This is a genomic window from Rothia sp. HMSC068F09 (assembly GCF_001812775.1).
GTDB lineage: Bacteria > Actinomycetota > Actinomycetes > Actinomycetales > Micrococcaceae > Rothia > Rothia mucilaginosa_A.
On record NZ_KV810409.1, the window covers coordinates 166,235 to 192,283 of the forward strand.

At 61.8% G+C, this 26,049-nt stretch carries 20 protein-coding genes; 8 read left to right on the forward strand and 12 right to left on the reverse strand.

Annotation, left to right across the window (positions count from 1 at the left end):
* Positions 1-59 precede the first annotated feature (59 nt).
* Positions 60-362, reverse strand: a complete 303-nt coding sequence (locus HMPREF2874_RS00645) for a recombinase (RefSeq protein ID WP_070648434.1) — start codon at positions 360-362, stop codon at positions 60-62.
* 293 nt (positions 363-655) lie between these two features.
* Between HMPREF2874_RS00645 and nadE the strand changes: the two genes are divergently transcribed.
* On the forward strand, positions 656-1,489 hold the full coding sequence (nadE, locus tag HMPREF2874_RS00650) for an ammonia-dependent NAD(+) synthetase (protein ID WP_070648436.1): 834 nt from the start codon (positions 656-658) through the stop codon (positions 1,487-1,489).
* A 129-nt stretch (positions 1,490-1,618) separates the two neighbouring features.
* Here nadE and HMPREF2874_RS00655 read toward each other — a convergent pair whose 3' ends face one another.
* A complete protein-coding gene (locus HMPREF2874_RS00655) occupies positions 1,619-3,109 on the reverse strand; it encodes an MATE family efflux transporter (RefSeq protein ID WP_070648438.1) in 1,491 nt (496 codons plus the stop codon).
* A 196-nt stretch (positions 3,110-3,305) separates the two neighbouring features.
* Complete coding sequence (locus HMPREF2874_RS00660; RefSeq protein ID WP_070648440.1) at positions 3,306-4,946, reverse strand: Na+/H+ antiporter; 1,641 nt, start codon at positions 4,944-4,946, stop codon at positions 3,306-3,308.
* A gap of 435 nt (positions 4,947-5,381) precedes the next feature.
* Here HMPREF2874_RS00660 and pdxS point away from each other — a divergent pair, with 435 nt between their 5' ends.
* Positions 5,382-6,287 (forward strand): pyridoxal 5'-phosphate synthase lyase subunit PdxS, encoded by a 906-nt coding sequence (gene pdxS / locus HMPREF2874_RS00665; protein ID WP_049333865.1) that lies wholly within the window; start codon positions 5,382-5,384, stop codon positions 6,285-6,287.
* 115 nt (positions 6,288-6,402) lie between these two features.
* Entirely contained in the window at positions 6,403-7,041 is a 639-nt protein-coding gene (gene pdxT / locus HMPREF2874_RS00670) for a pyridoxal 5'-phosphate synthase glutaminase subunit PdxT (protein ID WP_049333863.1), read from the forward strand.
* A gap of 94 nt (positions 7,042-7,135) precedes the next feature.
* Here the strand turns inward: pdxT and HMPREF2874_RS00675 are convergent, their stop codons facing one another.
* Entirely contained in the window at positions 7,136-7,801 is a 666-nt protein-coding gene (locus tag HMPREF2874_RS00675) for a hypothetical protein (protein WP_070648442.1), read from the reverse strand.
* A gap of 293 nt (positions 7,802-8,094) precedes the next feature.
* Between HMPREF2874_RS00675 and HMPREF2874_RS00680 the strand changes: the two genes are divergently transcribed.
* Complete coding sequence (locus HMPREF2874_RS00680) at positions 8,095-8,841, forward strand: hypothetical protein (protein WP_070648444.1); 747 nt, start codon at positions 8,095-8,097, stop codon at positions 8,839-8,841.
* Between the two features lie 96 nt (positions 8,842-8,937).
* Here HMPREF2874_RS00680 and HMPREF2874_RS00685 read toward each other — a convergent pair whose 3' ends face one another.
* The 3 genes from HMPREF2874_RS00685 to HMPREF2874_RS00695 all read right to left on the reverse strand — a co-directional run bounded on the left by HMPREF2874_RS00685 (position 8,938) and on the right by HMPREF2874_RS00695 (position 11,982).
* A complete protein-coding gene (locus HMPREF2874_RS00685; RefSeq protein ID WP_049343518.1) occupies positions 8,938-9,285 on the reverse strand; it encodes a hypothetical protein in 348 nt (115 codons plus the stop codon).
* Between the two features lie 253 nt (positions 9,286-9,538).
* Positions 9,539-10,846: a M18 family aminopeptidase gene (locus tag HMPREF2874_RS00690; RefSeq protein ID WP_070648446.1), complete on the reverse strand. Its 1,308-nt coding sequence runs from the start codon at positions 10,844-10,846 to the stop codon at positions 9,539-9,541.
* Between the two features lie 149 nt (positions 10,847-10,995).
* Positions 10,996-11,982: a CPBP family intramembrane glutamic endopeptidase gene (locus tag HMPREF2874_RS00695; RefSeq protein WP_070648449.1), complete on the reverse strand. Its 987-nt coding sequence runs from the start codon at positions 11,980-11,982 to the stop codon at positions 10,996-10,998.
* A 316-nt stretch (positions 11,983-12,298) separates the two neighbouring features.
* Here HMPREF2874_RS00695 and HMPREF2874_RS00700 point away from each other — a divergent pair, with 316 nt between their 5' ends.
* On the forward strand, positions 12,299-14,335 hold the full coding sequence (locus HMPREF2874_RS00700; RefSeq protein ID WP_070648451.1) for a hypothetical protein: 2,037 nt from the start codon (positions 12,299-12,301) through the stop codon (positions 14,333-14,335).
* 108 nt (positions 14,336-14,443) lie between these two features.
* Here the strand turns inward: HMPREF2874_RS00700 and HMPREF2874_RS00705 are convergent, their stop codons facing one another.
* A complete protein-coding gene (locus HMPREF2874_RS00705) occupies positions 14,444-15,946 on the reverse strand; it encodes a glycosyltransferase 87 family protein (protein WP_246823730.1) in 1,503 nt (500 codons plus the stop codon).
* 29 nt (positions 15,947-15,975) lie between these two features.
* Positions 15,976-17,364: a glycosyltransferase 87 family protein gene (locus tag HMPREF2874_RS00710; protein ID WP_070648455.1), complete on the reverse strand. Its 1,389-nt coding sequence runs from the start codon at positions 17,362-17,364 to the stop codon at positions 15,976-15,978.
* 346 nt (positions 17,365-17,710) lie between these two features.
* On the opposite strand from HMPREF2874_RS00710, the gene HMPREF2874_RS00715 reads away from it, so the two are divergent.
* Positions 17,711-20,710 (forward strand): multicopper oxidase domain-containing protein, encoded by a 3,000-nt coding sequence (locus HMPREF2874_RS00715; RefSeq protein ID WP_371440534.1) that lies wholly within the window; start codon positions 17,711-17,713, stop codon positions 20,708-20,710.
* A 251-nt stretch (positions 20,711-20,961) separates the two neighbouring features.
* On the forward strand, positions 20,962-21,852 hold the full coding sequence (locus tag HMPREF2874_RS09565; RefSeq protein WP_070648458.1) for a lytic transglycosylase domain-containing protein: 891 nt from the start codon (positions 20,962-20,964) through the stop codon (positions 21,850-21,852).
* 206 nt (positions 21,853-22,058) lie between these two features.
* Here the strand turns inward: HMPREF2874_RS09565 and HMPREF2874_RS00725 are convergent, their stop codons facing one another.
* Positions 22,059-23,270, reverse strand: coding sequence for a cytochrome P450 (locus tag HMPREF2874_RS00725; protein ID WP_070648460.1), 1,212 nt, complete (start codon positions 23,268-23,270; stop codon positions 22,059-22,061).
* Positions 23,271-23,701: 431 nt separating this feature from the next.
* Positions 23,702-23,995: a type II toxin-antitoxin system RelE family toxin gene (locus HMPREF2874_RS08940; protein WP_083309801.1), complete on the reverse strand. Its 294-nt coding sequence runs from the start codon at positions 23,993-23,995 to the stop codon at positions 23,702-23,704.
* A 167-nt stretch (positions 23,996-24,162) separates the two neighbouring features.
* Here HMPREF2874_RS08940 and HMPREF2874_RS00730 point away from each other — a divergent pair, with 167 nt between their 5' ends.
* Positions 24,163-24,444, forward strand: coding sequence for a type II toxin-antitoxin system prevent-host-death family antitoxin (locus HMPREF2874_RS00730; protein WP_070648462.1), 282 nt, complete (start codon positions 24,163-24,165; stop codon positions 24,442-24,444).
* Between the two features lie 82 nt (positions 24,445-24,526).
* Here HMPREF2874_RS00730 and HMPREF2874_RS00735 read toward each other — a convergent pair whose 3' ends face one another.
* Positions 24,527-25,969, reverse strand: coding sequence for a sugar porter family MFS transporter (locus HMPREF2874_RS00735; RefSeq protein WP_070648463.1), 1,443 nt, complete (start codon positions 25,967-25,969; stop codon positions 24,527-24,529).
* Between the last annotated feature and the right edge of the window lie 80 nt (positions 25,970-26,049).

Consider the following 26,049-nt stretch of genomic DNA (forward strand, 5'->3'; position numbering starts at 1 on the left):
GATGCCGTACGCATCTGCCGGGGGTATTTGTTTGCCTCACGCTGCCCGAGGCGGGCTAGTTAGTGGTGCCGGGCTTCTTTACGGTTGAGCTTCTCAATGGCGGCTTCCACCTTGGACTTGCGGTGATTGAGCTTCCAGAGGCTGAAAGATTGCGTCAAGGTACTCTTGCCTATCTCCACGAGGGAAGGCAGCCCCTGCCGGATGAGCGCCTCATTGATTTCTTCCTGGGTAACGCCCTGTTCCTTCATCTGCTCGATGATGATGCCCGCCTCCGCTATTTTCCCGGAGGTGAGCGGGTGGTTTTCGAGGCTGGTTTCGATGTCTACGAGCTCGTCGTAGAGTTCAGTTTTTGTTTTTGCCATGGTGCTGCCGTCCTTGGTTGACGTGTTCTGTGGCGTAGCGGGTGTGGGGGCGTTTTCCCTCATCACCGGCTGTTTTGAACGGTATTTGAACCGTATGTTCATGCTAACAGCCGCACGGGTTGCCGCACAGGGTTTTTACCGGTGAGTATGCTGTGTATTTGCGGGCCTGGCGGGAGGCTGGGGCACCACTGAACCCGCCGCGTGCGCCGCGCTGAACGCACCGTGTGGAACACTACCTCGCCTCCCTCGGCGGTTCACCGCGCGGGCTATAAGGTGGAGCGTACACTTAAGTCATGCGTGAATTACAGGCACAGATCATCCGTGAAATGGGCGTCAAGCCCAACATGACCGAAGAGCAGGCACGCGAAGAAGTGGAGCGCCGCATCCAGTTCATCTGCGACTACCTGGAAGCCACCGGAAGCCGCGGCCTGGTACTGGGCATCAGCGGCGGTATCGACTCCACTCTGGCGGGTCGTCTCTGCCAGCTGGCGGTCGACCGCCTCAACGAGCGTGGCCGCACCACCGAGTTCGTGGCGGTGCGCCTGCCCTACCGTGTGCAGCACGACGAAGAGGACGCGCAGGAGGCGCTGCGTTTCATCCAGCCCACCCGCTCCCTGACCTTCAACATTGCGGAGGCTGTCGACGGTTTCGACAGCGCCTACGTTGCCGCGACCGGCGAGCAGATGAGCGACTTCAACAAGGGTAATGTGAAGGCGCGCGCCCGCATGATTGCCCAGTACGCGGTCGCTGGCGGTCCCGGCTACCTGGTGGTTGGTACCGACCATGCGGCGGAGTCCATTACGGGTTTCTTCACGAAGTTCGGTGACGGCGGCGCGGACCTGCTGCCGCTGTACGGCCTGAATAAGCGCCAGAACCAGCTGCTGCTGCGTGTTTTGGGTGCGTCTGAGCGTCTGTGGGCTAAGCCGCCGACGGCTGACCTGCTGGATGGCGTGCCCGGCCGTACCGATGAGGATGAGCTGGGTCTGACGTACCCGCAGATTGATGACTACCTGGAGGGTAAGGAAATCGACGAGGCGGCCGCTGCGAAGCTGGAGCAGATTTACCTGCGTAGCCGCCATAAGCGCACCACTCCGGTGACGATTTTTGATTCCTGGTGGAAGAACTAGCGCTTTACCGCCGTAAAACTAACGTAAAAGCTCCGGGCTCCTATGCGGGAGTCCGGAGCTTTCGTGTAAACGCTGACTGCGTAGGTGCTCGCCGCGTAGGTGCTGGCGAGCGCTCGCGTTCAGAGGCGTTTATGCCTTCGATGCGGCGGCAGCCTGAACGTCCGAGTCCTCAGAACCTTCAGTCTCAACCTCAGCTTCAGCGGACGGTACCTTCGCGCCACCCGTGGCGAGGAACAGCACCAGACCCAGCGCGCAGGCGAGCACCTGGGTGAAGGGGAACGCCCAGGTCAGGCCCTTAAATCCGAACCACATGTTGCCGAAGTACACGGCGGGGAAGAACAGCAACGCAATGCCGAGGGTCATCAGCATTGCCGGGCCGCCCTTACCGGCCGCCTGGAACCAAGACACAAACACGATACTGACCGCGTTGAACACGGCGGCGAGCATCAGCGCAACCATAATCTCCTCGCCGGTGTCGATGAGGCTTGCATCGCCAACCACGGCGAGCAGTTCACGGCGGAAAATCAGCACCGGAATGGTGATGATCGCGGAGGTCGCCACGGACAGGATCGTTGCGGTGCGCAACGCCTCCTTCACGCGAGCGCCGTTGCGGGCACCGTACGCGTAGGCGTACAGCGGGATACCGCCCATGCACAGGCCCATGCACAGCATTTCGGGCACCATGTTCAGGCGCATTGCCAGGCCGAACGCCGCGACGGTGTCGTCACCGTAGGAGGCGGCGAGGTTGTTCAGCAGCAGGGCGGCGAAGATCAGGTTGAGGCTCTGAATGAGCTCAGCAGCACCGACCGCAACCACGGGCTTGATGATGGCGGGGTCGAGGGAGAAGTCGCGGATGTTCGCGGAGAAGTTCTCGCTCTTGCGCATCAGGAACAGCAGGTAGTACAGCATGGATGCGCCGTTCGCCAGCAGCATCGCCCAACCGGCACCGGCGACGCCCATGCCCATGATGGCGATGAACAGCACGTCGAAGATGCAGGTGACGACGGTGCCGACGATGATGCCGTACATGGACTGCTTGGCGTAGCCTTCGGATCGGACGAGCTGTTCGAGGGTGAACATGCCGATAGCGAGGGGCGCGCCGAGGAACATGAGGTGCACGTAGATGCGGGTCGGTTCGTAGGAGCCGCCGGATGCACCCATGATGCCGGTGATCGGGTCGGCGAGGATGAAGCCGATAGCCGCCGCGACGATACCGGCACCGAGCGCCGAGTAGAGGGCGAAGGAGGTGACGCGGTGAATTTCGTGGGCGGGCTGGCCTTCACCGAGCTTGCGGGAGGCGAGGGTTGAGGAGCCCAGGCCGAACAGGCCTGCGATTGCCATGATGACGCCGAAGACGGGCACGCCGTAGCTGGTGGCGGCGAGGTCTTCGGTGCCGCCGTAGTGGCCGACGAAGTAGGAGTTCACCACGTTGTAGATGCTGGTGATGGCGAGGCCGAGTGCCATGGGCACGCCGAGGGAGAGGAGCGCTTTGAGGATGGGGGCGTCTTTGAGCAGGTAGATGTTCTGCGGATCTTCGCTTGCGCCGTGGGGACCGTGCGGGCCGTGTCCTGCGGGTGCGCCGTTTTTGGGCGCGTTGTTTTCAGTCTGGTGGGACGTCATAGGTTCCTGTGGTTCTAGTCTGTGTTGTGTCCGGTGCGCGGTAAGAAGCGTGGTCCGCACAAAAAACGGGCTAGTGTATTGTACCGTTTCCACGTAGTGGTTGGGCTAGGGGTTTAGACAAAAAAGTAACGAGGCGCCCCTCCCCGTTTAGGGGTGGGGCGCCTCGCCTCATACGTATCGCATGTAGGAGTGTGAGCTATTCGAGTTCAACCGGACCAAGCACGCGAACCTCCTCAATATCCAGGATTTCCTGAATCGCGTGGAGCACATTCGTGTCGATTATGCGCTCATTACGCAGGCGCTTGAGCACGCTGCGTTGCTTCTCCAAATGCCGCAGGCGCAGCTCTTTCTCAAGGTCGCCCGCTTCAATAATGCGGCGGGCTTCTTCCGGCGCATTCGCACCGTCTTTACGAACGGCGTGCAGGTTGCGGTGTATACTCGCGTTGTACATCTGTTCGTCGGCAATGCGGTCGATAATCCACTGTGGTGCACCAATTTCCTGGCCGATCTCAGCCACAGAGTCGAAGGACTCGGCAATGATCGTGCGGATTGCTTCATTAATCTCATCTTCTTCGGTGGTATCAACCGGAATTTTCGCCCACCTAATAACGAGCGGCAGGAGCATCCCCTGAACCACCATCGACAGCAGAACCACGCCCGCAACAACAAAGATAATAAAGTCACGCGCGGGAACATCAGTCGGCACGGAGAGAGCCACCGCGAGGGAAACACCGCCGCGCAGTCCCGCAAAGGTACTCACTACACGGCCACGGAAAGTTGTGCGCAGCTGCTTCTGCTTTTCTGAACGGTCAAGGGCACGAATAATACCGATCGAGACGTGCAGGAAAATAAAACGCGCCGCAATGGAAACAAGCCATGCCACCACAATCACGGCGAACGTCAAAGCCCACGCATAGTTGTATTCACGAAGAACATCATCCACAGGCGCTGTGGCGCTGGGCAGCTGAACACCCACGAGCACGAAGAGCGCACCGTTCATGACATAGGAGACAAACGACCAGATGGGCAGACCGTAGAAACGGTTTTGGGGTTTGATGGTATCCGGTCCGCGATAGGTCAGGTAGAAAGCGGCGACCACCACAGCCACCACTCCGGAACCTTTCATGCCCTCAAAAGGCTCGATCTCTTCAGCCAGGAAGAAAGCAATAAACGGCACGGTAAACATGAACACGCTGAAGTTCATGGGGTTGCCGATGTGCGCACGCAGCTTATCTACACCCCATCCGACGGCCAGGCCAACGAGAGTTCCAATCAGGAACGAGAAGAAGAACATTCCGGATGCAGTCCCCAGGGTAAGTTCATGACCACCCGCAAGCTGCAGGGCGAGTGCGAAAAGAACTAGGGTGGTGCCGTCGTTAATGAGTGCTTCCGCTTTAAGGGTGGTGATGGAAGATTTGGGGAGTTTGCCGTTGAGCGTTGCCACGGCCACAGCATCGGTGGGGGCGAGCGCCACACCGATAATCAGCGCCACAGGCCACAGGTAGACGCCCATAAATGTGTGAAGCACCCAGGCGATAACGAACGCCGTGAAAATTACGAGCACCGTGCCCGAGAGCAGAATGCCGCGCAGACGAGCGCGCGCCTCACGCCAGGAGGTGTTTCGGGTCTCCCAGAACAGCATCACGGGCAGGAAGATTTCGAGAATCACGTGCGGTGGCAGCCCGACCTCGCGCACCTCGTGCATGGCGTGAATGGGGATGAGCGCCAGCACAAGCCCCAGGAAAATGAGCAGAATGGCGGGGGTTATCCGTATTTTATGGGCGAGGATATTACCCAGAAGAATTGCCAGCGATAGGGCAATGATGACTTCAAGCAATTTGGTGTGTTCCTTTTGGATGTGGCGGCTGGTTCATGGTGTGCGTCTGATAGACGGCTGATGTCCGCGAGTGTGCGGGTGCCAGGGTGCCCAAAATGTTTTGCTCGTTCCCTGGGCCGTGAGGCTTCCGCATGAGGACGAGTGCGGGCGTAGCTTCTGTATTTTACCGATGTTCTGTGCGGGTGAGTAGATGCTCACCGTGAGCAAAATCTTGCCTTATGGCCGCTCGGGGTGTGAGTTTATGGGAGGCGACCTGCGTGCATCCGGCGGGTCTGCTCAGCCGGGCCTGCTCAGCCCATGAACCGCCCTACCCTGACCGCTTTTCATGACGTTTTGTGTCATTCTGACGTGAACTTGGGGTCGTACTGTGTCAGAGAACAGAAAATCCGACCCCGTGAGTGCGCGCGAACACTCAGAACGTGAGAAGATAAGGTCATGACTGATAACAACACCGTAACCGGCAGCCCGCTTGTTAAGCGCGGCCTGGCCGACATGCTCAAGGGCGGCGTCATCATGGACGTCGTCACCCCCGAACAGGCTAAGATCGCTGAAGATGCTGGCGCTGTTGCCGTCATGGCTCTCGAGCGCGTTCCCGCGGATATTCGTGCGCAGGGCGGCGTGGCTCGTATGTCTGACCCGGACATGATTGAGGGCATCATTGATGCTGTTTCGATCCCGGTCATGGCGAAGGCACGCATCGGCCACTTCGTTGAGGCTCAGATCCTGGAGACCCTGAAGGTCGACTACATTGACGAGTCTGAGGTTCTTTCCCCCGCTGACTACGTGAACCACATTGATAAGCACCAGTTCAAGGTTCCTTTCGTGTGTGGTGCTACCAACCTGGGTGAGGCTCTGCGCCGCATCACCGAGGGTGCCGCTATGATCCGTTCTAAGGGCGAGGCTGGCACCGGTGACGTCTCTGAGGCGACCAAGCACATCCGCACCATTAAGCGTCAGATTGCTGAGCTGCAGGGCCTGTACAACACCATGCCCGACGAGCTGTACGTGAAGGCTAAGGAACTGGCTGCACCGTACGAGCTGGTTCTTGAGGTTGCTCAGACCGGCAAGCTGCCCGTCGTGATGTTCACTGCTGGTGGCGTGGCTACCCCCGCTGACGCCGCGATGATGATGCAGCTGGGCGCTGACGGCGTGTTCGTTGGTTCCGGTATCTTCAAGTCGGGCGACCCGGTTGCTCGTGCGAAGGCTATTGTGAAGGCTACTGCTTTCTACAATGACCCGGAGAAGGTTGCTGAGGCTTCTCGCGGCCTGGGTGAGGCTATGGTCGGCATTAACGTTGCTGACATTCCGGCACCGCACCGCCTGGCGGAGCGCGGCTGGTAATTCGTGCGCGCACCCCGTATTCGGGGTGAGTGTTTGATGAGGGGGTGGGGTTCGCTGAGGCGGGTCCCACCCTCCTTGCGTTTGTTGTGTTTGTTGTTTTGTGAAGGGAGCGGTGATGGTTGAGAAGGTTCAGCCTACCGGTGTTTTGCCGGGTGAGGGTTTGACGGTTGGTGTTTTGGCGTTGCAGGGCGGCGTGAGTGAGCATGCGCTGATGCTGGAGTCCCTGGGTGCGCAGGTGCGCTGGGTGCGTACCGGTGAGCAGCTTGAGGGTCTGGATGCGCTGGTTCTGCCGGGTGGTGAGTCGTCAACGATTGACCGTCTGACCCGTATTTTTGGTGTGCGTGAACCGCTGATTGAGGCGATTTCTTCGGGCATGCCGACCCTGGGCACGTGCGCTGGCCTGATTATGTTGTCGGAGCGTATTGATGATCCGGCACCGGGTCAGCAGTCGCTGGGTGTTTTGGATGTTTCGGTGGGTCGTAACGCTTTTGGTTCGCAGGTTGATTCTGCGGAGGTGCGCCTGCCGTGGCTGACCCCTGCCGGTGATGAGGTGGTTATTGATACGGCGTTTATTCGTGCGCCGATTGTGACCGGCACTGGTGAGGGTGTGCAGGTGACAGCTCGTCATGAGGGGAAGATTGTGGGTGTGCGTTCGGGCAACCTGATCGGTATTTCTTTCCACCCGGAGGTTACGGGCGATACGACCGTGCATGAGGAGCTGCTGGCTCTGGCACGCGAGGTGAAGGGCAAGTAGCCCCTCCCTGGAGAATCATTTAAAGAGTTGTGGCGGTGACCGTTATTCGGTCACCGCCACAACTGTTTTTGAGTGGGCTTATGCGTGAGTGGGTTTATGCGCGGGAGCTGCTGGGGGTTTGGGGCTGGGCCTTCCACTGCTGGTAGGCGCTCGTGGCGAGGAATCGTGCACGGTTCGCGTCGCTGAGCGTCTTGATGTCTGCGGGGGCTGCCTCGTACCACTTTTCGTAGAGACGGATAATCGTCTCGGGGTAGGCAGCTTCTTCCAGGTCTGCGCGGTGGGGGATGAATTCGTTGCGGTTCTTGATGTCTCGGTACTCGCTACCGGCGAAGGGGTCGGTGACTCCGACGCTGGGCTGAGCGTTGTAGGTATCGATGTTTTGAACGTATTCGGGGAGGGTGCTCCGCCCTGCTTTGAGTGCGGCGTGGCACTTGCTGTCGATTTCGCTGGGCTCAATGATGTGGGCGCCATCTGCGAGGATGTGCCGGTACTGGATGTACGCGGGGTATTGTTCATCGGTGCGCGGGACGGGCTTGGCGGCTTCTGCTGATGCGAGATCTTCGGCAGAGTATGAGGAGCAACTGATGGGCGGCGTGGTGCTTGCCGTTGCTGAGGCGCTCGCCGTGGAGGGTGAGGAGGTGCTGCTTGCCGCGGTGTTCGCGCTACCGCAGGCGGCAAGAAACAGGGGCAGGACAACCGCAACGGTACCGCATCGTACAATGCTGCTGCGGTCGGAGAAGGTCTTCGGGGTTAGAGCCATGGGGCCACCTCATAACGTGGGTGTAGTAAGGTATTGTGCCCCACTATACCTACAAATTTGATATATGGTCAATGAAAATATGTGTCTTTTTCAGTAAAACCAATATTGCCTTTTCCTCCCCCTTTAAATACTTCTGACAAGCCGTAATCTACTAACAGTGATTAAATACTCCAGATAATTCACTGAAATTTTTGCCATTCCGTGTGGGTATTTGCAAAACACCCCACACGCTACACCGTCCAACATATACTGAGGCGCAATATATCGTTCCATCCCTCTTGTGAGGTGGTCTCATGACCCACACCCCTGTTCTTCTTTCGTTCCGTTCCAGCGGTCTACGACGCGGTGCCGCGCTGGCGATTCTTCCCCTGCTTCTTGCCTCCTGCGGTAGCTCCACCAACACGGCATCCAGCACTCCCGTACCCTCGAACACGACCGTGACTTCCTCCCCGTCAGCTTCAAGCGCCACCGGGTCCGCTTCCTCTTCCGCGGCGAAGAAGAGCTCCACCCCCTGCCTTGAACCTGACGAAGCCGCGAAAGCTCAAACCCTCAAGCAGCAGGAAGCCATCAGCGCCGACCGCGGTACGGCACTGCCCTCCTACGTCTCCGCGCGGCATGTTGTGCGCAACCAGGCGAACTTCCCCACTCGCGCCGAAGCTGAATCAGCAGGATCCAAGTGCCTGGCACTGTACGAGAAGAACAAGGCCGATCACACCTACGCTGCGGCATGGGTTCGCGCTATCGATGACAATAACGTGGCAAGCGGAAAGGTAGCCTCCGGCCCGCGCGCTGACATCCAGAGCGCAGACCCCTACAAGGCAAGCAACTACGTCGATATTCGAGAGGGTAAGGAGTACTTCCCGACCCGCCAGGAGCTGCTCGCGGCAAACTACCCCGAGAACTACATTGTTGCTTTTGAGGCGTGGGCGCGGCAGGCGCCAGCCGATGTGAAGCAGAAGAGCGACGCGAACCGTACGGCCGCTAAAGATACTCGCTGGTCTGAGGTGGTAACCCTGCCCAGCCCCGACAACCCTGTCTAATCGAACCCCGTCTAATCTGAGTCTGTCTCATCTTAAAAATAGTTGTGGCGGTGACCGTTTCATTCGGTCACCGCCACAACTGTTATAGGGTGCAAGTTAGGGCAGGAACACCAACCCAAACTCAATAACGATCAGGGCTACAGCACACGCGAAGAGCATCCCACGCGACACGTTGAACTTCTGCCAGAGCTCGTACAACTGCCGGGGAACCACCCAAATAACGAACGCCTGAAAGGCAAGCGATAACGCGGGGTTACCCCACTGAATAATCATCAGGGCAAGAGCAAAACCCACGCCGAGCACATCCAGGATGCGCAGGTGCTTTCGCACCTGCTCCCTCTCCTTCTGATAGCTGGGGTTGTTTAGCAACCTTGGTGGTGCTTTTTTCAGCTGACCCACAATAATCAAAACCGCCAGCGGGATCAGAGAAATATCGAAGAACATGGGAACCGCCTTTCATGGTGGGGTTCGCTCGCTACGCCGGTGACGAGCTGATGGTGCACCATCATTGGTGAAAACTTCTCAAAAACAAGTAGTGTGCAACACGTGTATAACGTATTGTGGGTTACTTTACAGCACAACTAGACCCTATTCAAGGGGTAGATACCCCGAAAAAATCCTTAAAAAATAAGGGCGCCGGGAACCATACGTTCCCGGCGCCCGCACCCCAGCTGTTCATACCTCAGCAGGGTTGAATTTAGAGGCGGAAGAAGCCTTCCACCGCGCGCGTCATGTACGCCATGTCGTCCACATGGCACATCTCGCGCATCGAATGCATCGACAGCAGGCCAATACCCACATCCACGGTGCGCATGCCCAGGCGAGTCGCCGTAATCGGGCCAATCGTCGAGCCGCACGGCATATTGTTATTCGACACGAACTCCTGATACGGCACACCGGCCTTCGCACACGCCGCAGCGAATACGCCGGCACCCACCGAATCCGTCGCATAACGCTGGTTTGCGTTAATCTTCAGCAGCGGACCACCACCGGGCAGCGGCTGAACGGTCGGGTCGTGGTGACCCTGATAGTTCGGGTGCACCAGGTGACCGGCATCAGCCGACAGGCAGAACGACGCCGCCACCGAACGGCGGTACTCCTCCGTGCTCTCACCGCGCGCGGCGGACAGGCGCACCAAAATATCCTCCAGGAACGGGCCAGCCGCACCACTACGCGACTCCGAGCCGAGCTCCTCGTGGTCGAACGCCGCAAGCATCACGGTCTCGGTGGCGTGCTCATCCGCGTTATCGGCAACGTAACGCTCCAGGGCGGTCAAACCCGCGTGCACCGAAGACAGGTTATCCAGGCGACCGGAAGCAAACAGCTCCTGATCCGCACCGAAGCGGCGCGGTGGCTGCGAGTCAGCGAACAACAGGTCGTAACCCACGATGTTCTGCGGGTCGACCGGCTCGCCGTCAATCACGTGCTTCGCCATGTAGCCGAGCACGTCGTTCTCCGCGGGGTCCACACCCCACACGGGGTACATGTTGAACTGCTTGTCCAGCACCAGTTCGTTGCGCTTGTGGTCCAGGTGCGGCGCCAGCTGCGGGATGCGCGCAATCGGACCGGTACGCACCAGGCGGTCCTTCAGCTTGCCGTCCTCCATGACGGTGATGCGACCCGCCACGCACAGCTCGCGGTCCAGGAAGGAGTTCAGCAGGGCGCCGCCGTAGTTCTCCACGGCGATCTGGTGCCAGCCCTTCGTGGTGATGGAGGAGGAGGGCTTAATCTTCAGGGAGGGCGAGTCGGTGTGCGCGCCCAGCACGCGGTAGCCGCTTGCCTTCTGCGCCTTCGCGCCACCGGCCCAGGCGATAATCGCACCGTCGCGGACGACAAAGTGGCGGCCGGTTGCGACCTGCGGCTCCCAGGCCTCGGTTTCGACCAGTTCGGTGAACCCGGCGGCCTGCAGGCGACGCGCCACCGTGCGCGCGGCGAGGTAGGAGACCGGCGACTCCGCCACGAATGCGGCGAGGTCTTCAATATTTTTTACAGCATCAACAGTCATGGTTTAACCCTACCTTTTCTTGGGTGTTGACGGGGTGAGTCGGGGTGAAAGTCCAGATGGGGCCCGGATGGGGCGGCGGCGGGCAGATAGTCGGGCGAGGGCTACCCGCCGCATGCGCTAGGTATCGCGGGCCCCGGCCCTCGCAGACCCTAGTTATCAACCTTGAGCGGTTGCGTTTCACGTGAAACCTCGCCGCGGCGAGCGCGTGCGTTGAAGATCAGGCAGGCGAGCACCACGTACAGGCCCTCCAGCGCGATGCCCTGCAACGCATCCATGGGGGCCACCCCCTCGGAGGCGAAGGGGTCCAGACCCGCCACAAGAGAGAGCAGCAGCAGGGTCACGTTATTGGCCACGTGCAGGCTGACGGAGGCCTCCAAGCCGCCGGTGTACCAGCATAGGAACCCGGCGTACACGCCCATCGCAAACACGAAGCCCAGGCCCCAAGCATCGTAAGTGTGGGAGAACATGAAGAGCGCCGCCGGCAGCACAATCGGCAGCCAGGGAGTGCGAATCCAGCGGCCCAGCGTCTGCATCATGAACCCGCGGTAGGCGAGCTCCTCCGCGTAGCACTGCACGGGCACCAGAAGCAGGATCAGCACCACAATAACCCAAAATTCAACCTGTGAAGGTTGCGAATAACGATAATCGGGCAGGGACGCACCGCTCACCGCCACCATCACTGCGTAGTAGATACCGTAGATCACGAAGCCCAGGCCCAGGTACGGCAACAGGAGCGAGCGGCGCAGGCGGCCCGCCACAGAGTGAATCAGGCCCCAGGGCTTCGGGCCCACCACCAGGCGCGCCAGAAAGAGCGAAGGCACGATGGCGATGAGCGAGAGGAAGGTCAGGGCGAACAGCGCCGGGTGCTCCATAACGAGGGAGCGGTTCTCGGTAATCTCGCGCAGGGAAAGACCCGAACCCATAGCAGCCGCGGCCATGAGGAGCGACAGCATGAGGGACAGGCCAATGAAGACGACGACGCCGAGCAGGCCCTCCAGCAGGGGCGAGTACCAGCGGGTCTCCGGGTCGGCGTGCGAAAGACGATGGTAGGCCAGGCCGTCGGTACGGGAGGAGCGGCCCGATGCGGCGGGGCCGAACGGTGCTTGCGGGGATGCGGGGGGCGGCGTTGTGTTCATACCTTAATCCTAGCCGGGCAGCTCGGGCGAATACCGGCACGAGGTGTCACGGGAGCGGGGACTCCTGCCGCCCCGGTTGCATCGCGCACCACACGCAAAACCCTCAACCTAAGCTCAAACCCCAATCTTGAACCGCGGATTAACGCAGAATGTTACGAAAGTGAAGAGTCTGCCGTGAATCCTCTCAAAAACGACCAGGCAAGGCTTTTGACCCATAAAGCTGTGCCATAATTTGAAGCGATAATACACGTCATATACATAGTCGCTGATGACCGCTCTTCCGGGGTGTTTTCAGCACCAGAAAGGCTGCTTTCTTATGGCACTCGTCTTCAACCCGCCGCCCAATTGGCCCGCCCCGCCCGCAGGCTGGACCCCTACCCCCACCTGGCGCCCCGACCCGGCCTGGGGTCCCGTTCCCGATGGCTGGCAGCTGTGGGTCGAAGAGCCCGACCCCGAGCCCATCGATGTCGATGACGCTCCCCTGGAGCCGCTCATTTCGGAAGAGTCCGCCGAGGCGCTGGGCGCCTCCGAGCCCGCCGCCGAGGCACCCGCAGAACCCGTTGCGGAGCCTGCTGTTGAGACGACCGAGATTTCCGCAGAGGTTCCGGTCGGAGAGGCTCCCGCGGAGCCCGTCGCGGCCGAGCCCATCGCGACCGAGCAGTCCGGCGCAGAGTCGGCTGAAGCCGAGCAGACCGAGGCAGAGCGGACCGAGGCAGAGCCGAAGCCCATGCGCTACCTGACCCCGGTGCCGATTCAGGAGACCGCTCTACCCCGAGAGGTGCTGAACCCCGCCGGCGAAGCCCCCGCCGCAGAGGCTCCCGCGGAGCCCGTTCAGGAGGCCCCCGCTGAGCCTATTTCCGAGGCAGCGGCACCGGTCGAAGAGGCCCCCGCAGAACCCGTCGTATCCGAGCAGATTGTGGTCGAGCAGGTTGTTGCCGAGGTGGCCCCCGCCGCCCCGACGATTCCCGTGGCCCCCGTCTCCGCAGACGTTCCCGCGGAGCCCGTTGCCGAGGCAGTAGCACCCGCCGAGCCGGTTGAGGAGCCCGCCCCCTCCGAGGCTTCCCAGCCCCGCTCCGTCGAGAACTCCCCGCTGATTGAGTTCCACTCCTCGCCCGAGCAGCCCGCGCAGGCCCCCGAGGCAAGCGCCCCGGCCCCCGCCGACGTCGCGGCTCCCCAGGCCTTCGCCGCCCAGGAGTTTGCTCCGCAGGCTCCCGCGGGCCAGGAATTTACCGGTCAGGACTTCGCGGGTCAGGACTTCTCCAGCCAGCAGAACCCGCACCAGGGTGCCGCCGATTCCTTCGGCGGTCAGCCCGGCCAGTTCCAGGGTGAGCAGTTCGCCCCGCAGCACGGCGGCCAGCCCTACAACCCCTACCAGCCCGCCGGCCAGACCGGTCGGGCAGGTCAGGCAGACCAGTCCGACCAGGCAGGTCAGCAGGCAGGTCAGCAGGCTCAGCCCACCGCAGCGTTCAACCCCTACGTCACCCAGGCTGATTCCGCGTCTCAGCACGAGCCGCAGAACTCCCAGCCCTCCGAGACCGAGACCAAGAAGAAGGGCCCATTCGGCGGCAAGCTTCTGGGCATCATCGGCGCCGCACTGGCCCTGCTGATCGTCCTTATCCTGGTCATCGTGATGCTCCTGCCGCGCGGCGGCTCGGGCTCCTCCGACCGCTCGAACCAGGCGGACGGCACCTCCACCTCGGCGAGCGCCCAGTCTTCGGATGGCTCGTCCTCGACCACCGCGTCCGAGGCGAAGCTACCCGAGGGCGAGTACAAGGAGTACAAGGAGACCGTCACCGAGGATAAGAAGAACATCGACATCGAAAAGGTGAAGGGCGACGCCTCCAAGGGCATCGTCTACTACGAGTTCAAGCCCTCGGACGACCTGAGCAGCCGCGCCTACATCACCAGCCTCACCGAGAAGGGTGAGATTTCCACCGGCCTGAGCGTCATCGATATGACCGTCGACCGCACCCCCATCCGCGGCACCGCGTGGCTGGATACCACCAACCCCTCCAGCCCCACCCGCAAGCTGGAGCTCAACGGTAAGGGCGAGTGGCTGATTCGCGTGTACGACGAATCCTCCGCACCGAACTACGCCAAGGGCGAGAAGTTCCACACGAACATGAACTACTACGCCTTCACCTACGACGGTGGCGAGTCCACCATGGAGTTCGAGGCGAAGGGCCTGGACAGCAAGCGCGGCTTCGCGCTGCTGAGCGCCAGCCGTAGCGACGTTATGTTCGGCACCAGCGTGGCGAACATGAAGAGCAGCATGGAGTGGAAGAGCACCGGCAAGAACCTCCTGCAGGTGCGTAGCACCTCCTCGGCTGACTGGAGCATCGGCACCCACTAGCCGCCCGTAGCCCGTGGCGGCACACCGGAAGAGCCCCCGCATCCCTATCGGATGCGGGGGCTCTTCTGCGTCTGCGGTCTTCCGCGGCCGCGGGTCGTGCGGCGGTTTCTAGTATGCGGCGCCCAGGGCGGTCACGCGTTCCCCCTCGCGGGCTGCGGCGCGATTAATCTGCTGGCGGTGCACCAGGTACACGAAGAAGGTCACCACCGTGAACACGTACATGAACTGGTACGGGGACGTGCCCGCCATGAGGCCCAGCGAACCCTCGGGCACCATGAGGATGTTGTCCGAGCTGAAGTGCGGGGCGAAGGCCAGCACGATCCAGTACGGAGAAATGTACATGCCCACCAGCGCCACGCTCGCCGTGATAGCGCCGAGGGTCGCAATGAACGAGCTTGCCCACCGGTAAAACAGCGGGAAGATTTCCACGACGACGGCGGCCAGCATCAGCGGGTACCAGGTGTTGTGATGCGACCAGCTAATCGGCGAGATTTGCAGCATCATGAAGGCCGTCAGCGCCAGCTGCGACACGACCGCGCGGGCGCGAATCAGCGGGATGAGCAGAACGGCCGTCACCAGAACGATGAGCAGGGTCAGGGCCACCTGCACGGTCGACAGGGCGGTTGCGGTCAGCTGATGCTGCAGGCCCGCGTGGGTGAGGGTGCCCATAATAGACACGTTATCGAAGTAGCTGAACCAACCCACGCGGGAGGTGTCGCGCAGCGCCTGGAACCAGTAAATCATCGATTCTTGGGGCACGACGAGGTACGCGATACCCACGGTTGCCGCGAAGCTCAGGGCCGTGGTGATAAGCCCCTTCCAGTCTTTACGCATGAGCAGCAGCAGGCCGAAGGCGAGCGGAGTGAGCTTAATGCCGGCGGCAATGCCCAGCAACACGCCGCGTGGCACGCGGGTGGCCGGGCGCATGAAGTCGGCCAAGATTAGGGCGAGGATAATCGCGTTAATCTGCCCGAAGTGCGTGGTGAGGCGCCACGGGCCGCAGGCCCAAATGAGGGCCGCCATGAGCGAGACCATGCCCCAGGAGCTTAGGTACTTCTGCAGGGGCAGACGCCAGGCGCGGCTACGCGCGTAGGAGTACAGGGCATAGGCGCACACGTAGCTGAGCACGCCGATGATGACGGTAATCAGCATCATGCTCTGCGGTTCGGTGAGGAACGCGAGCGGGTAGAAGAGCAGGGCCGCAAACGGCGGGTAGGTGAAGGGCAGGCCGCGCGTGCGGAAGCTATAGAGCTGTAGCCCGTCGGGGCCGTCGGCCAGGGAGACCGCGCCCAGGCGGTAGACGTAGATGTCGTCGGCCGCGGCGTGCGTGACGTAGTTGAGGGCGTAGGCGGCCACCAGGATGAACACCAGGTGCGCCCAGATATCGCCGCCGCGGAAGAAGCGTTCGCGCAGGCTGAGAACGCGTTCGGGTGCCTCGGAGCGACCGGGTGCCTCGGGGCGGTCCTTCGGCTTCGCGGCCGGGGTGGAGGCAGCGGGCTCGGACCCGGTAGCCGCGGTAGCCTCGGCGGAAGGTGCGGAGGCCGAGGCCCACGGGATGGCGGGCGCTACCGCCCCGGTATTCTTCTCTATGCTCTTTTCAGTACTCTTCACGGGAGTCTTTTCTAGTTCCTTCTCACGGCTCACGCGGTTGCTTCCCGAGAAGCATCGGTACATACAGATTCGGTGCGCCCGGTGACCAGGGCGCGGGCACCCCACCAGCCCAGCGGCGCATCGCCACGTACGGAGCCGTACCTCACGGGCTCAACCTGCGCGCCGCGCACCGGGGCGGTCAGCGCGGCAACCGACCAGAGCATAACCGTAGCCCACAGGGCGAAGGAGGGAAAACCACCAATAGCCACGCCGGGTGCCCACAGGAACTCCAGACCGTTCATGTCCAGCTGGGTGATGCCGCCAATAATACGAGGCGAAATGTACAAGCCCACGCCGGCCACCCACGCCAGCACGCACGCAACCTTTCGCGCCGCGGAAGGCAAGTGCACCATAAAGGTGGGGAATGCATCCAGGAGGAGAGCTGCCAGCAACAGCGGCAAGAGGACGTTGTGGTGCGACCAGCTAATCGGCGACAGCGCCACCATGAGAGTGCCAGTCACAGCCACCTGTGCGAGGGTCTTACCGCGGCGTTCCAGCTGGTACAGCAGGCCGGCGGTGAGCACGATGCTCACGAGCGCCAGAGCATAGTAGACGGGCTTCGCGGCACCCTCGGACAGGCCGAAGTGCAGCAGCCAACCCTGAATGGAAATATTATCCACAAAGTTAATATCGCCCACGCGGGAGGGATCGGAAATGGCGGAGAACCAGAACTGGGGTGCTTCATTCGGCAAAAGAATAAAGCCAACCGCAATCGTGGCGAGGAAAGTAACACCCAGGGTTGCGATACCCTTCCAATCGCGGCGCACCAGCAGAATCAGGCCGAAGACCAGCGGAGTAAGCTTCAAGCCACCCGCAATGCCGATCAGCACACCGCGCGGCACGCGGGTCGCCGGACGCACAAAATCCGCCAGCACGAGCGCCATAATAAGCGGGTTAATCTGCATGAGGTCAAAAGTACGTCGCCACGGGCCGCACAGCATCACCAGGATGGTCAAAGCAGCGATAGTTCCGGTGCGGCCAAGGCGATTCTGCAGGGGCAACGCACGACCGGAAGCCTGGGTGTAGTTGTAGATAATCGTCGAAAGCCACCACGCGGCAGCGGCAGTTCCCAGCACCATAATGGCTTTGCCCACCTCAAGCGGCAGGAACGCAAAGGGCAGGAAGACGAGAGCCGCAAACGGCGGATAGGTGAAGGGGAGCTTCAACACACCAATTTCAACAAATGCTGGCGCGTATAGGTCCTTGGTAAACCCTTCATTGTCGAAGATGGTCATGGCACCCATGCGGTAGATGGAAAAGTCCAAACCGCCGAAGGGGTTAATAAGGATTTCAAAGAGGTAACCGCACACCACCATGAGGATGAGTGCCGCAATGGCGAGCTTTCCCAGGGTGGGTGTGGATGGTTTAGTCCTGGCCACGAGATGTCCTTACTGTGGGGTTGGCTGCGGATCCCGGCGCGGGGTGTCTCGGATGCCCCGTGAGAGTGCGGGGCATCGGTGTTTTCAAGCCATAACAGTGTATCGCGAAGCGGGTGTATCCGATGCATCAGGGCGCATATTCACAGGCTTCAGGAAGCGGGCCGCAGAGCGTATTTATACGCACGTACTGTCTTCAAAATTGGTACAAATGGGGCAATATAATGGATTTATATGGCACTCGACGCGCCCTTCGCGGAGTCTAGCGGATGCGGAGCGCCCCCGAACACACCGACGTCAACACACCGACGTACCGACGTGAACAACCAGCAGTGAAAGCAGTGATTGCGTGAGCGAACATCTCGGCACCCCATCTGACGGCGAGAAGCCCAACGGCGGCGAGCGCCCCGGCGCAACCGGCGGCGGCAAGCCCGACGGCCAGCGTCCCCGAAGCCTCGGCGGCCTGAGCATCGGCGCGCCCGGCAGTTCAGCAAGCGGTGCGGCAGACGGTGCGGCCGTCTCCGGAGGCGGCTCCTCCGGACTGAGCATCGGCATGCGCTCGGCCGGCGTCCCCGGCGCTTCCCTCACCACCGAAGAGATTGCGCGCCGCGCATCCGGCCGCGGCACGTGGCATCGTCGCGCTTCCAAGCCTGTCTCCTACTGGATGTTTGCCCTCATCGCCGCGCTTCTGCTGCATCGCGTCATCCCCAATAGCGGCTGGCTGATGGTGCACATGGTGACCCTCGGCCTGATTACGAACTCGATTCTGATTTGGTCGCAGCACTTCACCGAAGCGCTCATGAAGATCAAGATCCCCGACGAGCAGCGCAAGGTCCAGGTGGGCCGCATCTTCACCCTGAACGCGGGCATCGTGCTTCTCATGGTAGGCATGGTTGGCCAGCTGAGCGTGCCGGGCCTGTACGCCTGCACGGTGATTGGTGCCCTCGTCATCGGTGCGATGGTGGCCTGGCACGGCATCTATCTGATGGGCCAGGTACGCCGCGCCCTGCCCTCCCGCTTTGGCGTGACGATTCGTTTCTACATCGTTGCGGCCCTGCTGCTGCCCCTGGGCGCCCTGCTCGGCGCGATGGTGGCCTACCCGAGCCTGAACGGCACCCTGCACTCGCAGTTTTTGCTCGCCCACGAGGCCGTGAACGTGCTCGGATTCGTTGGTATCACGGTGGTTGGCACGCTGGTAACCTTCTGGCCGACCATGCTGCGCACCAAGATGGTGGATAAGGCGCTTGCCCACAGCGTGCGCGCCCTGTACCTCATGTGCGGTGGCGTTGCGTTGACCCTGGTCGGTGCGCTCTTCGGGTTGCGCCCGGTGGCCGTGGCCGGCCTCGTGGTGTACCTGCTGGGCCTGCTGCTCGTGGCCGGGGTGATGGTTCGCACCCTGCGCACCAAGCGCCCGAACGAGTACCCGCCCATGAGCGTGGGTATGGGCTTCTGCTGGTTCCTGGTGGGCGTTGTGGCGACCATCGTCATGGTGGCGACCACCCCCTTCGCGCAGCTGGATATGCGCGCCGTGACCCCCATCTTCGTGGTTGGCTTCCTGCTTCAGGTGTTGCTCGGCGCAATGAGCTACCTGCTTCCGCAGCGCATGGGTGGCGGCCCGGCCGTGGTGCGCGCATCCAATAAAGAATTTAACCGTTTCGCGGCGGCCCGCGTGACCGCCGTGAACCTGGCTCTGCTCGTCTTCATGATGCCCGGCGCGGCGGTGGGCCAGTCTATTAAGATTGCCGTCGCCGTCGTGGGTGCCCTGGCCCTGGCCGCGTTCATTCCGCTCATGATTCGCGGTGTGAAGGCCTCGGTGAGCGCCCGCAAGGAGATGATGGCGGCCCGCGCCCGCGGTGAGAAGCCCGCCTTCAACCAGGAGGCGCTCACCCCCGAGCCCGTCCCGCACGCCAAGCAGAGCTTCCAGGCGGCCCTGGCCGTGGCCATGGCCTTCCTGCTGGGCTTCGCGGTGAACCCCTCCGCGCTGAACCTCTCGGCCCTGCCCACCCTGAACGCCGGCTCGCAGGCGGTCACGCCGACCGGACAGACCACCACCGTCAAGGTGAAGGCAACCAGCAACTACCGCTTCACCCCCGCCGAGGTGGAGGTGCCCGCCGGTAACCGCCTGGTCGTCGAGGTCACCAACGACGACCAGGGCATGGCCCACGACCTGACCTTCGACAACGGCGCAACCACCGGCAGCATCAACCCCGGCGAGACGAAGACCGTGGACGCCGGCGTCATGACCGCCGATACCGAGGCGTACTGCTCCGTGGCGGGCCACCGCTCCCTGGGCATGGTCCTCAAGGTGAAGGTGACCGGTGCTTCCTCGCAGCAGGTGGCTTCCGGCGACCACACCAACCACAACCACGCCGCGACGGGTAACGTCCCGACCCTCATGACGGTTGCGAACGGCAAGATTGACATGTCTGCGGCGCCCGGCAGCGGCTACCAGTACCGCGACCCGAACATCCCGGCACCGAACACCGCCACGCAGGTGAACGGCAAGACCGTCCGCAAGGTCACCCTGGAGGTGCAGGAGGTCGACCGCGAGGTAGCCCCCGGCGTAACCGTCCACATGTGGACCTTCAACGGGCAAAACATGGCCCCGGTTCTGCATGGCAAGGTCGGCGATATTTTTGAAATTACACTCGTCAATAACGGCACGATGGGCCACTCGCTGGACTTCCACGCGGGCATGGTTTCCCCCGATAACACGATGAAGACCATCGCCCCCGGTGAGCGTCTCGTCTACCGTTTCGAGGCGAAGGCCGCCGGTATCTGGCTGTACCACTGCGGTACCGCCCCGCTGAGCCTGCACATGACCCAGGGCATGTATGGCTCGGTCATCATTGACCCGGCTGACATGGATCAGGTGGATCACGAGTACGTGATGGTTCAGGGCGAGGCGTACCTGCACGACACCGGCAAGACCGCCTCCGACGGCAACAAGCTGGCGGAGAACTCTCCCGACCTGATTGCGGCGGGCACCCCCACGCTGACCATGTTCAACGGCCACGCAACCCAGTACAAGGCAAAGCCGCTGCAGGTGAAGAAGGGCGAGCGTATCCGTATTTGGGTGATGGCGGCGGGCCCGAACCACGGCACGAGTTTCCACGTGGTCGGTTCGCAGTTCGACACGGTCTATAAGGAGGGCGGCTACCTGTTGCGCCGCGGCGCGGATGCGTACGGCAGCCGTGACGGCCACAGTCAGGCCCTGGATCTGGCCCCCGCCCAGGGCGGCTTCGTGGAGATGCAGTTCCTGGAGTCCGGCACTTACACGTTCGTGAACCATTCCTTCGCGGAGATGGAGCGCGGCGCCGCCGGCAAGATTGTGGTGACCGACCGCTAGGCGACCCCGTGAGCCGAGCCCTCGCGGCAGCGGGATTTGTGAGGCCCCGTCGGGTGCATCCTCGGATGTGTGCGGCGGGGCCCTCCGCTACCCGGGGGCCTTTCCGGGCGGGCTCTTCCTTTCTCGCAGGCGGGCGGCAGGGCGGTTTGCCCGGATTGGGGCGGGGTGCGCATCCCGCGCTGACTATGCTTTTAGCCTCATCCGTGGGCATTTTGTCGGCATCCGCGGCTCGGGTGCGCTAGTCTGGATGGATGGCACATAGCACTTCGGGCGCCCCTTCCGAGCGTAACGCTACGAGCGCCTCCAACCACACTTCCGCCTCGGCGGACGCACAGACTTCCCCTCGGCCGCGTAAAGCTTTCCCGCTGCGCTTTATCGCCGGGGTGCTTGCGCACTGGCAGATTATCGCCTCTGCGGTCCTGCTGGGTGGCGGCGTCGCCGGTTTGGCGGCCACCTACGATGATTATTGCGGCATGACCGAGCTTTCGTATGCTCCGGCGGCCCTCCGATCCGATTTTGAGGAGGGCTCTAAGGTGTCGGGTTTCCGCCCCGGCGTGATGGCCGCGCAGATTGAGACCGAGAGCCACTGGCGCGTGGGCGTTGAGTCCCATCAGGGCGCTAAGGGTATCGCGCAGTTTACCGATGAGGCGTGGAACGCCGAGCATTACAGCTTCGGCAACGGCGGCAACGTGCTGAACCCGCACGATGCGATTGCGGCGCAGGCCCGCTACCTGTCCGAGCTTCGCACCCGTTTGGCGAAGTACGCTTCTAATGAGGATGAGCTGCAGGATGTGGTGCTCGCCGGCTATAACGCGGGCCCCGGTCCCGTGGAGAAGTACGGCGGCGTTCCGCCCTTCCCCGAGACTCAGAATTATGTGAAGACGATTCGCGAGCTGGCGGATACCAAGTACAAGCTGACCTGCTCCCCGGATTATCACTTCAAGCAGGCGAAGCTGAGCTTCGTGAATGGCGTGACCCCGGCAATGGCTGGTGTGCATGCAGACGGTACGCCGCTATCGGCTGAGGAGTCGGCGAGCGCGGCGGCGGAGGTTTCCGCCTCGGCTTCTGCGAGTGCTTCGGCTCGTCCGTCTGCGAGCGCCTCGTCTCGTTCTTCCGCGAAGCCCTCGGCTACCGGCCGCTAAACTCAGCTCACTGAGATAACCGACCAGTGTATATAGCCATTAAAGAATATTCTGCTCCGTCTATAGCGGGCGGTGTATTCTAGCCCCTATTCACTCTTAACAGCGCGAGGCGCCGAACCCCTATCAAAGGGGTTCGGCGCCTCTCGCGTTATGCTACGGCATCCGGTTCATTCCGCTCGGGCGGCACCGCCGATGCCGATAACTCCTTAGTTGAAGATGGCGCGCACGACCGAGTAGCCGGAGACCGGGTACACGGCGTTCACGGTTGCGGGCTTCTCGCTCTCGTCTGCAATCTCAATCGACTTGGTGCCGCGCAGCAGCTCCTCGAGCAGGATGCGCAGCTCCAGGCGTGCCAGGGGCGCACCGGGGCAAACGTGGATGCCGTCGCCGTACACGAGGTTGCGGGACTGATCGCGGTGCGGGTTGTAGGTGAGGGCGTCCTCGAAGGCGTCCTCGTCGCGGTTTGCGCTGGCCCAGTTGATGGTCACGCGGGAGCCGGCGGGCAGGGTGCGGCCGCCAAGTTCGGTGTCCCGAGTGGTGATGCGGCGGTTGGTGACGAGGGTGTCCTCGAGTCGCATGATTTCCTCGACGGCGAGGGCGATTTCGCTGGAGTCTTCCAGGGCGTTGCCGTCGGCGAGGGATGCGCGCAGGCGGTCCTGCTCGGCGCGGTTGCGTGCCAGGAAGTTCACGAACACACCCACGGTTGCGGAGACGGTGGACAGCTCGCCCACGGTCCAGTTGCGGATGAGGCTGACGATCTCTTCGTCGGTCATGGTGCGGGGCTCTTCGCCGGGCAGGTCCACGATGTCGGTGAGCAGTTCGGCGGTGACGTCCTTGGGCTTGCCGGCTGCGGCATCCTCGCGGCGCTCGTCGAGCAGCTGGCGGATGTAGCCGTCGAATTCGAGGGCGACCTTGGCGATTTCTGCGCGGTCACGGCGCAGGGTGGCCACACGGTTCTTCTCGATCCACTCGGTGAGGGGCTGCTCGAGGCATGCGGGCCAGCCCATGAAGGCGTTCTGCACACGCATTGCGTATGCCTGACCGAAGCCCTGCATGACGTCTACCTCTTCGCCGCGAGGAAGGTCAGCGATGAGGCCCTGCACGGCTTCGCGGATGACGGGTGCGAACTTTTCGAGGCGCTCGGGGGTGAAGTACTTGTCGTTGATTGCGCGGAACGCGGTGTGTTCGGGGGCGTCCATGCCGTTGGGGACGGCGATGTGGCGGTTGGAGACCACGTTGGAGTAGATTTCGGGGTGGTCGAGAACGTGCTGCACGTCGGCGTTCTTGAAGACGGAGTAGCCCATGAATTCGTCGTGGGCGACGGGGCAGCGGCGGCGCATCGCGTCGTATGCTGCTACCTGATCCTTCTGGACCTCTTCGCTACGCAGATCCCAATCGTTGTGTACGTTCTCAGTCATGGTTCACCTATATTTCGTTAGAGTCATGTGTATTGCACCGGGTGACGAATCGTTCCGGTGGCTGCGCGGTGTGTGCTCGCACAGGTCAAGCATATATTTCGGCACTTTGAAGTCAATAGTACCCTCTTGACGGTAGCACCTTACGGGCGGGGTTTCAGGGTAGGGGCTCCTTGCTTTTCGCTCAACGAACAGCCCCTTCACTTGTGTAGCGTGGTTTCTGTGGATTAAGTCTCTTGTTTTGGGTTTACACAACGACATCTACGGTGCGTTGAGCCGAGTATTATCGGCAGGTCCCCTTGTGGGGCGCGTTGATGGATTATCCGCTAAAAATATAAAAATTTTTTGTGACGCGTCCGAGGGATGAGCCTCCCCGGGTCGCCTCGGATAGCCGCCACGGCCAGGTGCCGAGGGTAGCCCCAGAACCTTATACCCTACAGCCCGCGGTAAACCTCTCGCCGATGCCCGACTCGGAAAACCTCAACAACAACCGCACCGTTATCAACGGTGTACAGGATGCGGTAATTTCCTACTCGCGCCCTGTACCCTTCTTCACCCTGTAGCTTCTTGACTCCCGCCATATATGGGTCGTCACCAAGGGCTTGGAGGCAGACGATAATTTTCTCGAAGACTGCCCGGTCTTCTCGTTGGATTTTTTTCAGTTCTTTCGCTGCTTTACGCGTCAATTCAACCCGGTACACGGGGTTTGAGACATGGTTTGCAGTCATCTGCACCCTTCAGGCAGAGCTTTAAATCTTACCCTCAACCTTAGCAGAAAAAGTGTACACTTTTTACACACTTTACATTGTTGTACCATGTAAGTAACTCCCCTGGATGGAACCTACGCAGGAACTATCCTCGGAGCCGCCACAGAAACCCCAGAAAGGAACCGGTCATGACTGTCACCACTCACCGGACTCGTTCCAATGTCACGACTCTTAAAGAACTCCGCGACAACCTCGGAACCAAAGTCAACGAAGCCGTGTTCTCCGGCGAACGTCCGCTCATCAGCCGCAACGGAAAGACCGTTGCCGCGCTCATCTCCTACGAAGATTTGAAGCTACTTGAAGAGTACGAAGAGCTCCTCGACATTGAGGCTCTTCGTAAGGCACGCGCCGAAGATGACGGCTACCGCATCGGCCTCGACGAGTTCCTCAAAGAGAACCCCGCAGACTAATCTCCTAACGCATATTGCGAGGCGGGCGGCACCTCCACCGGGGAGGGGCCGCCCGCCTCGTTCGTGCCTAAAACCGCAGGGTTTAGCGCCCGCGCGCGAAGGGGTAGGCGCTGCCGTCCATCACGCCGCGCTCCACCTGCTCCAGACTCACGCCGCGGGTTTCCGGCAGGTTGCGGAACATCAGCAGCGCAATAATCACGTTCACCACGGCAAAGCCGATGAACGAGCCGGTCAGACCGACCGCACCCAGAATCACGGGGAACACGAGCGACAGGGTGCCGTTCATCATCCAGCCGCTAAACGCCGAAATACCCATGCCCGCCGCACGCACGCGCAGCGGGAACAGCTCGCTCATAATCACCCAGGTGGACACGTTCAGGCAGGTCTGCATCGCACCCACAAAGCAGACGATGAGCACCAGCAGAATCCAGGGGCGTGCCGGGTTATCGGCGGGCAGCAGCAGGGATGCACCCGCAATGAGTACGTGGAAAAACGCGGTCGACGCGTAACCGGTAATCGCCATGACGCGGCGCGGTACACGCTCCATCAGGCGCAGCGACAGGATCGAGCCGAGCACCGCAATCGTACCCGGCGCAATATTCGCAATGAGCGCCGCAGACTCGCTGAAACCGGCTTCCTTGAGCACCTTAATGCCGTAGTACATGATCGAGTTGATGCCGGTCAGCTGCTGGCCCGCGCCGACCAGAATACCGACGAGCAGGATGCGCACGAACCAGCCGCGCACGCCCACGCTTTCCTTACCTGCCGCGTCGTTCTGGGTTGCCGCCTCCGCCTGCAGGGTGCGTTCAATGTCGGCGATCTCAGCCTCGGCACGCTCGGCGGAGCGGATGCGCTTCATCACCTCAAGCGCCTGCTCACGCCTACCGGCGCGCAGCAGCCAGCGCGGCGACTCGGGTACACGCAGCATTCCGACGAACAGGCCGATGGCGGGTAGGGTGCAGATGGCGAACATCCAGCGCCACACGCCGTCGTGCTCGCCCCATACGTTGCCGATGAGGGCGTTCACGATGAACGCGGCAAGCTGACCGCCCACGACCATGAGCTCATTGCGGCCGGAGAGGGAGCCTCGAATTTCGTAGGGTGCGAGCTCTGCGAGGAACACGGGCACCACGGCGGAGGCGCCGCCGACCGCCAGGCCGAGCAGGGTGCGTCCGGTGATGAGTACGGCGACGTTGGGTGCAAACACGCAGGTCAGGGCACCAATGAAGAAGATGGTAGAGAGCCCAATGATGGTGGTTCGGCGGCCGAACCGGTCAGAGATGCGGCCGCATCCGAGTGCGCCGATAGCGGCGGCGAAGGCGAGCGATCCGGTGACCCAGCCTTGGGCGGTGGAGTCCATGCCGAGTTCGCGGCTCATGGGTTCGAGCGCGCCGTTGATCACTCCGGTGTCGTAGCCGAAGAGCAGACCGCCGAAGGTGGCGATGAGTGCAATGATGCCGAGGTATCGACTGTGCTTCCCGGTGCCCAGAGGGGGCAGGGTGGAGGCGGTGCTCTGTGCGCTCATGGTGTCCTTTGATGTGCCGGTGGCGGGTGGTCCTGCCGGGGCTGCTTCCAGGCGGCAGGGGTGGGTACATAGGTTAGGTG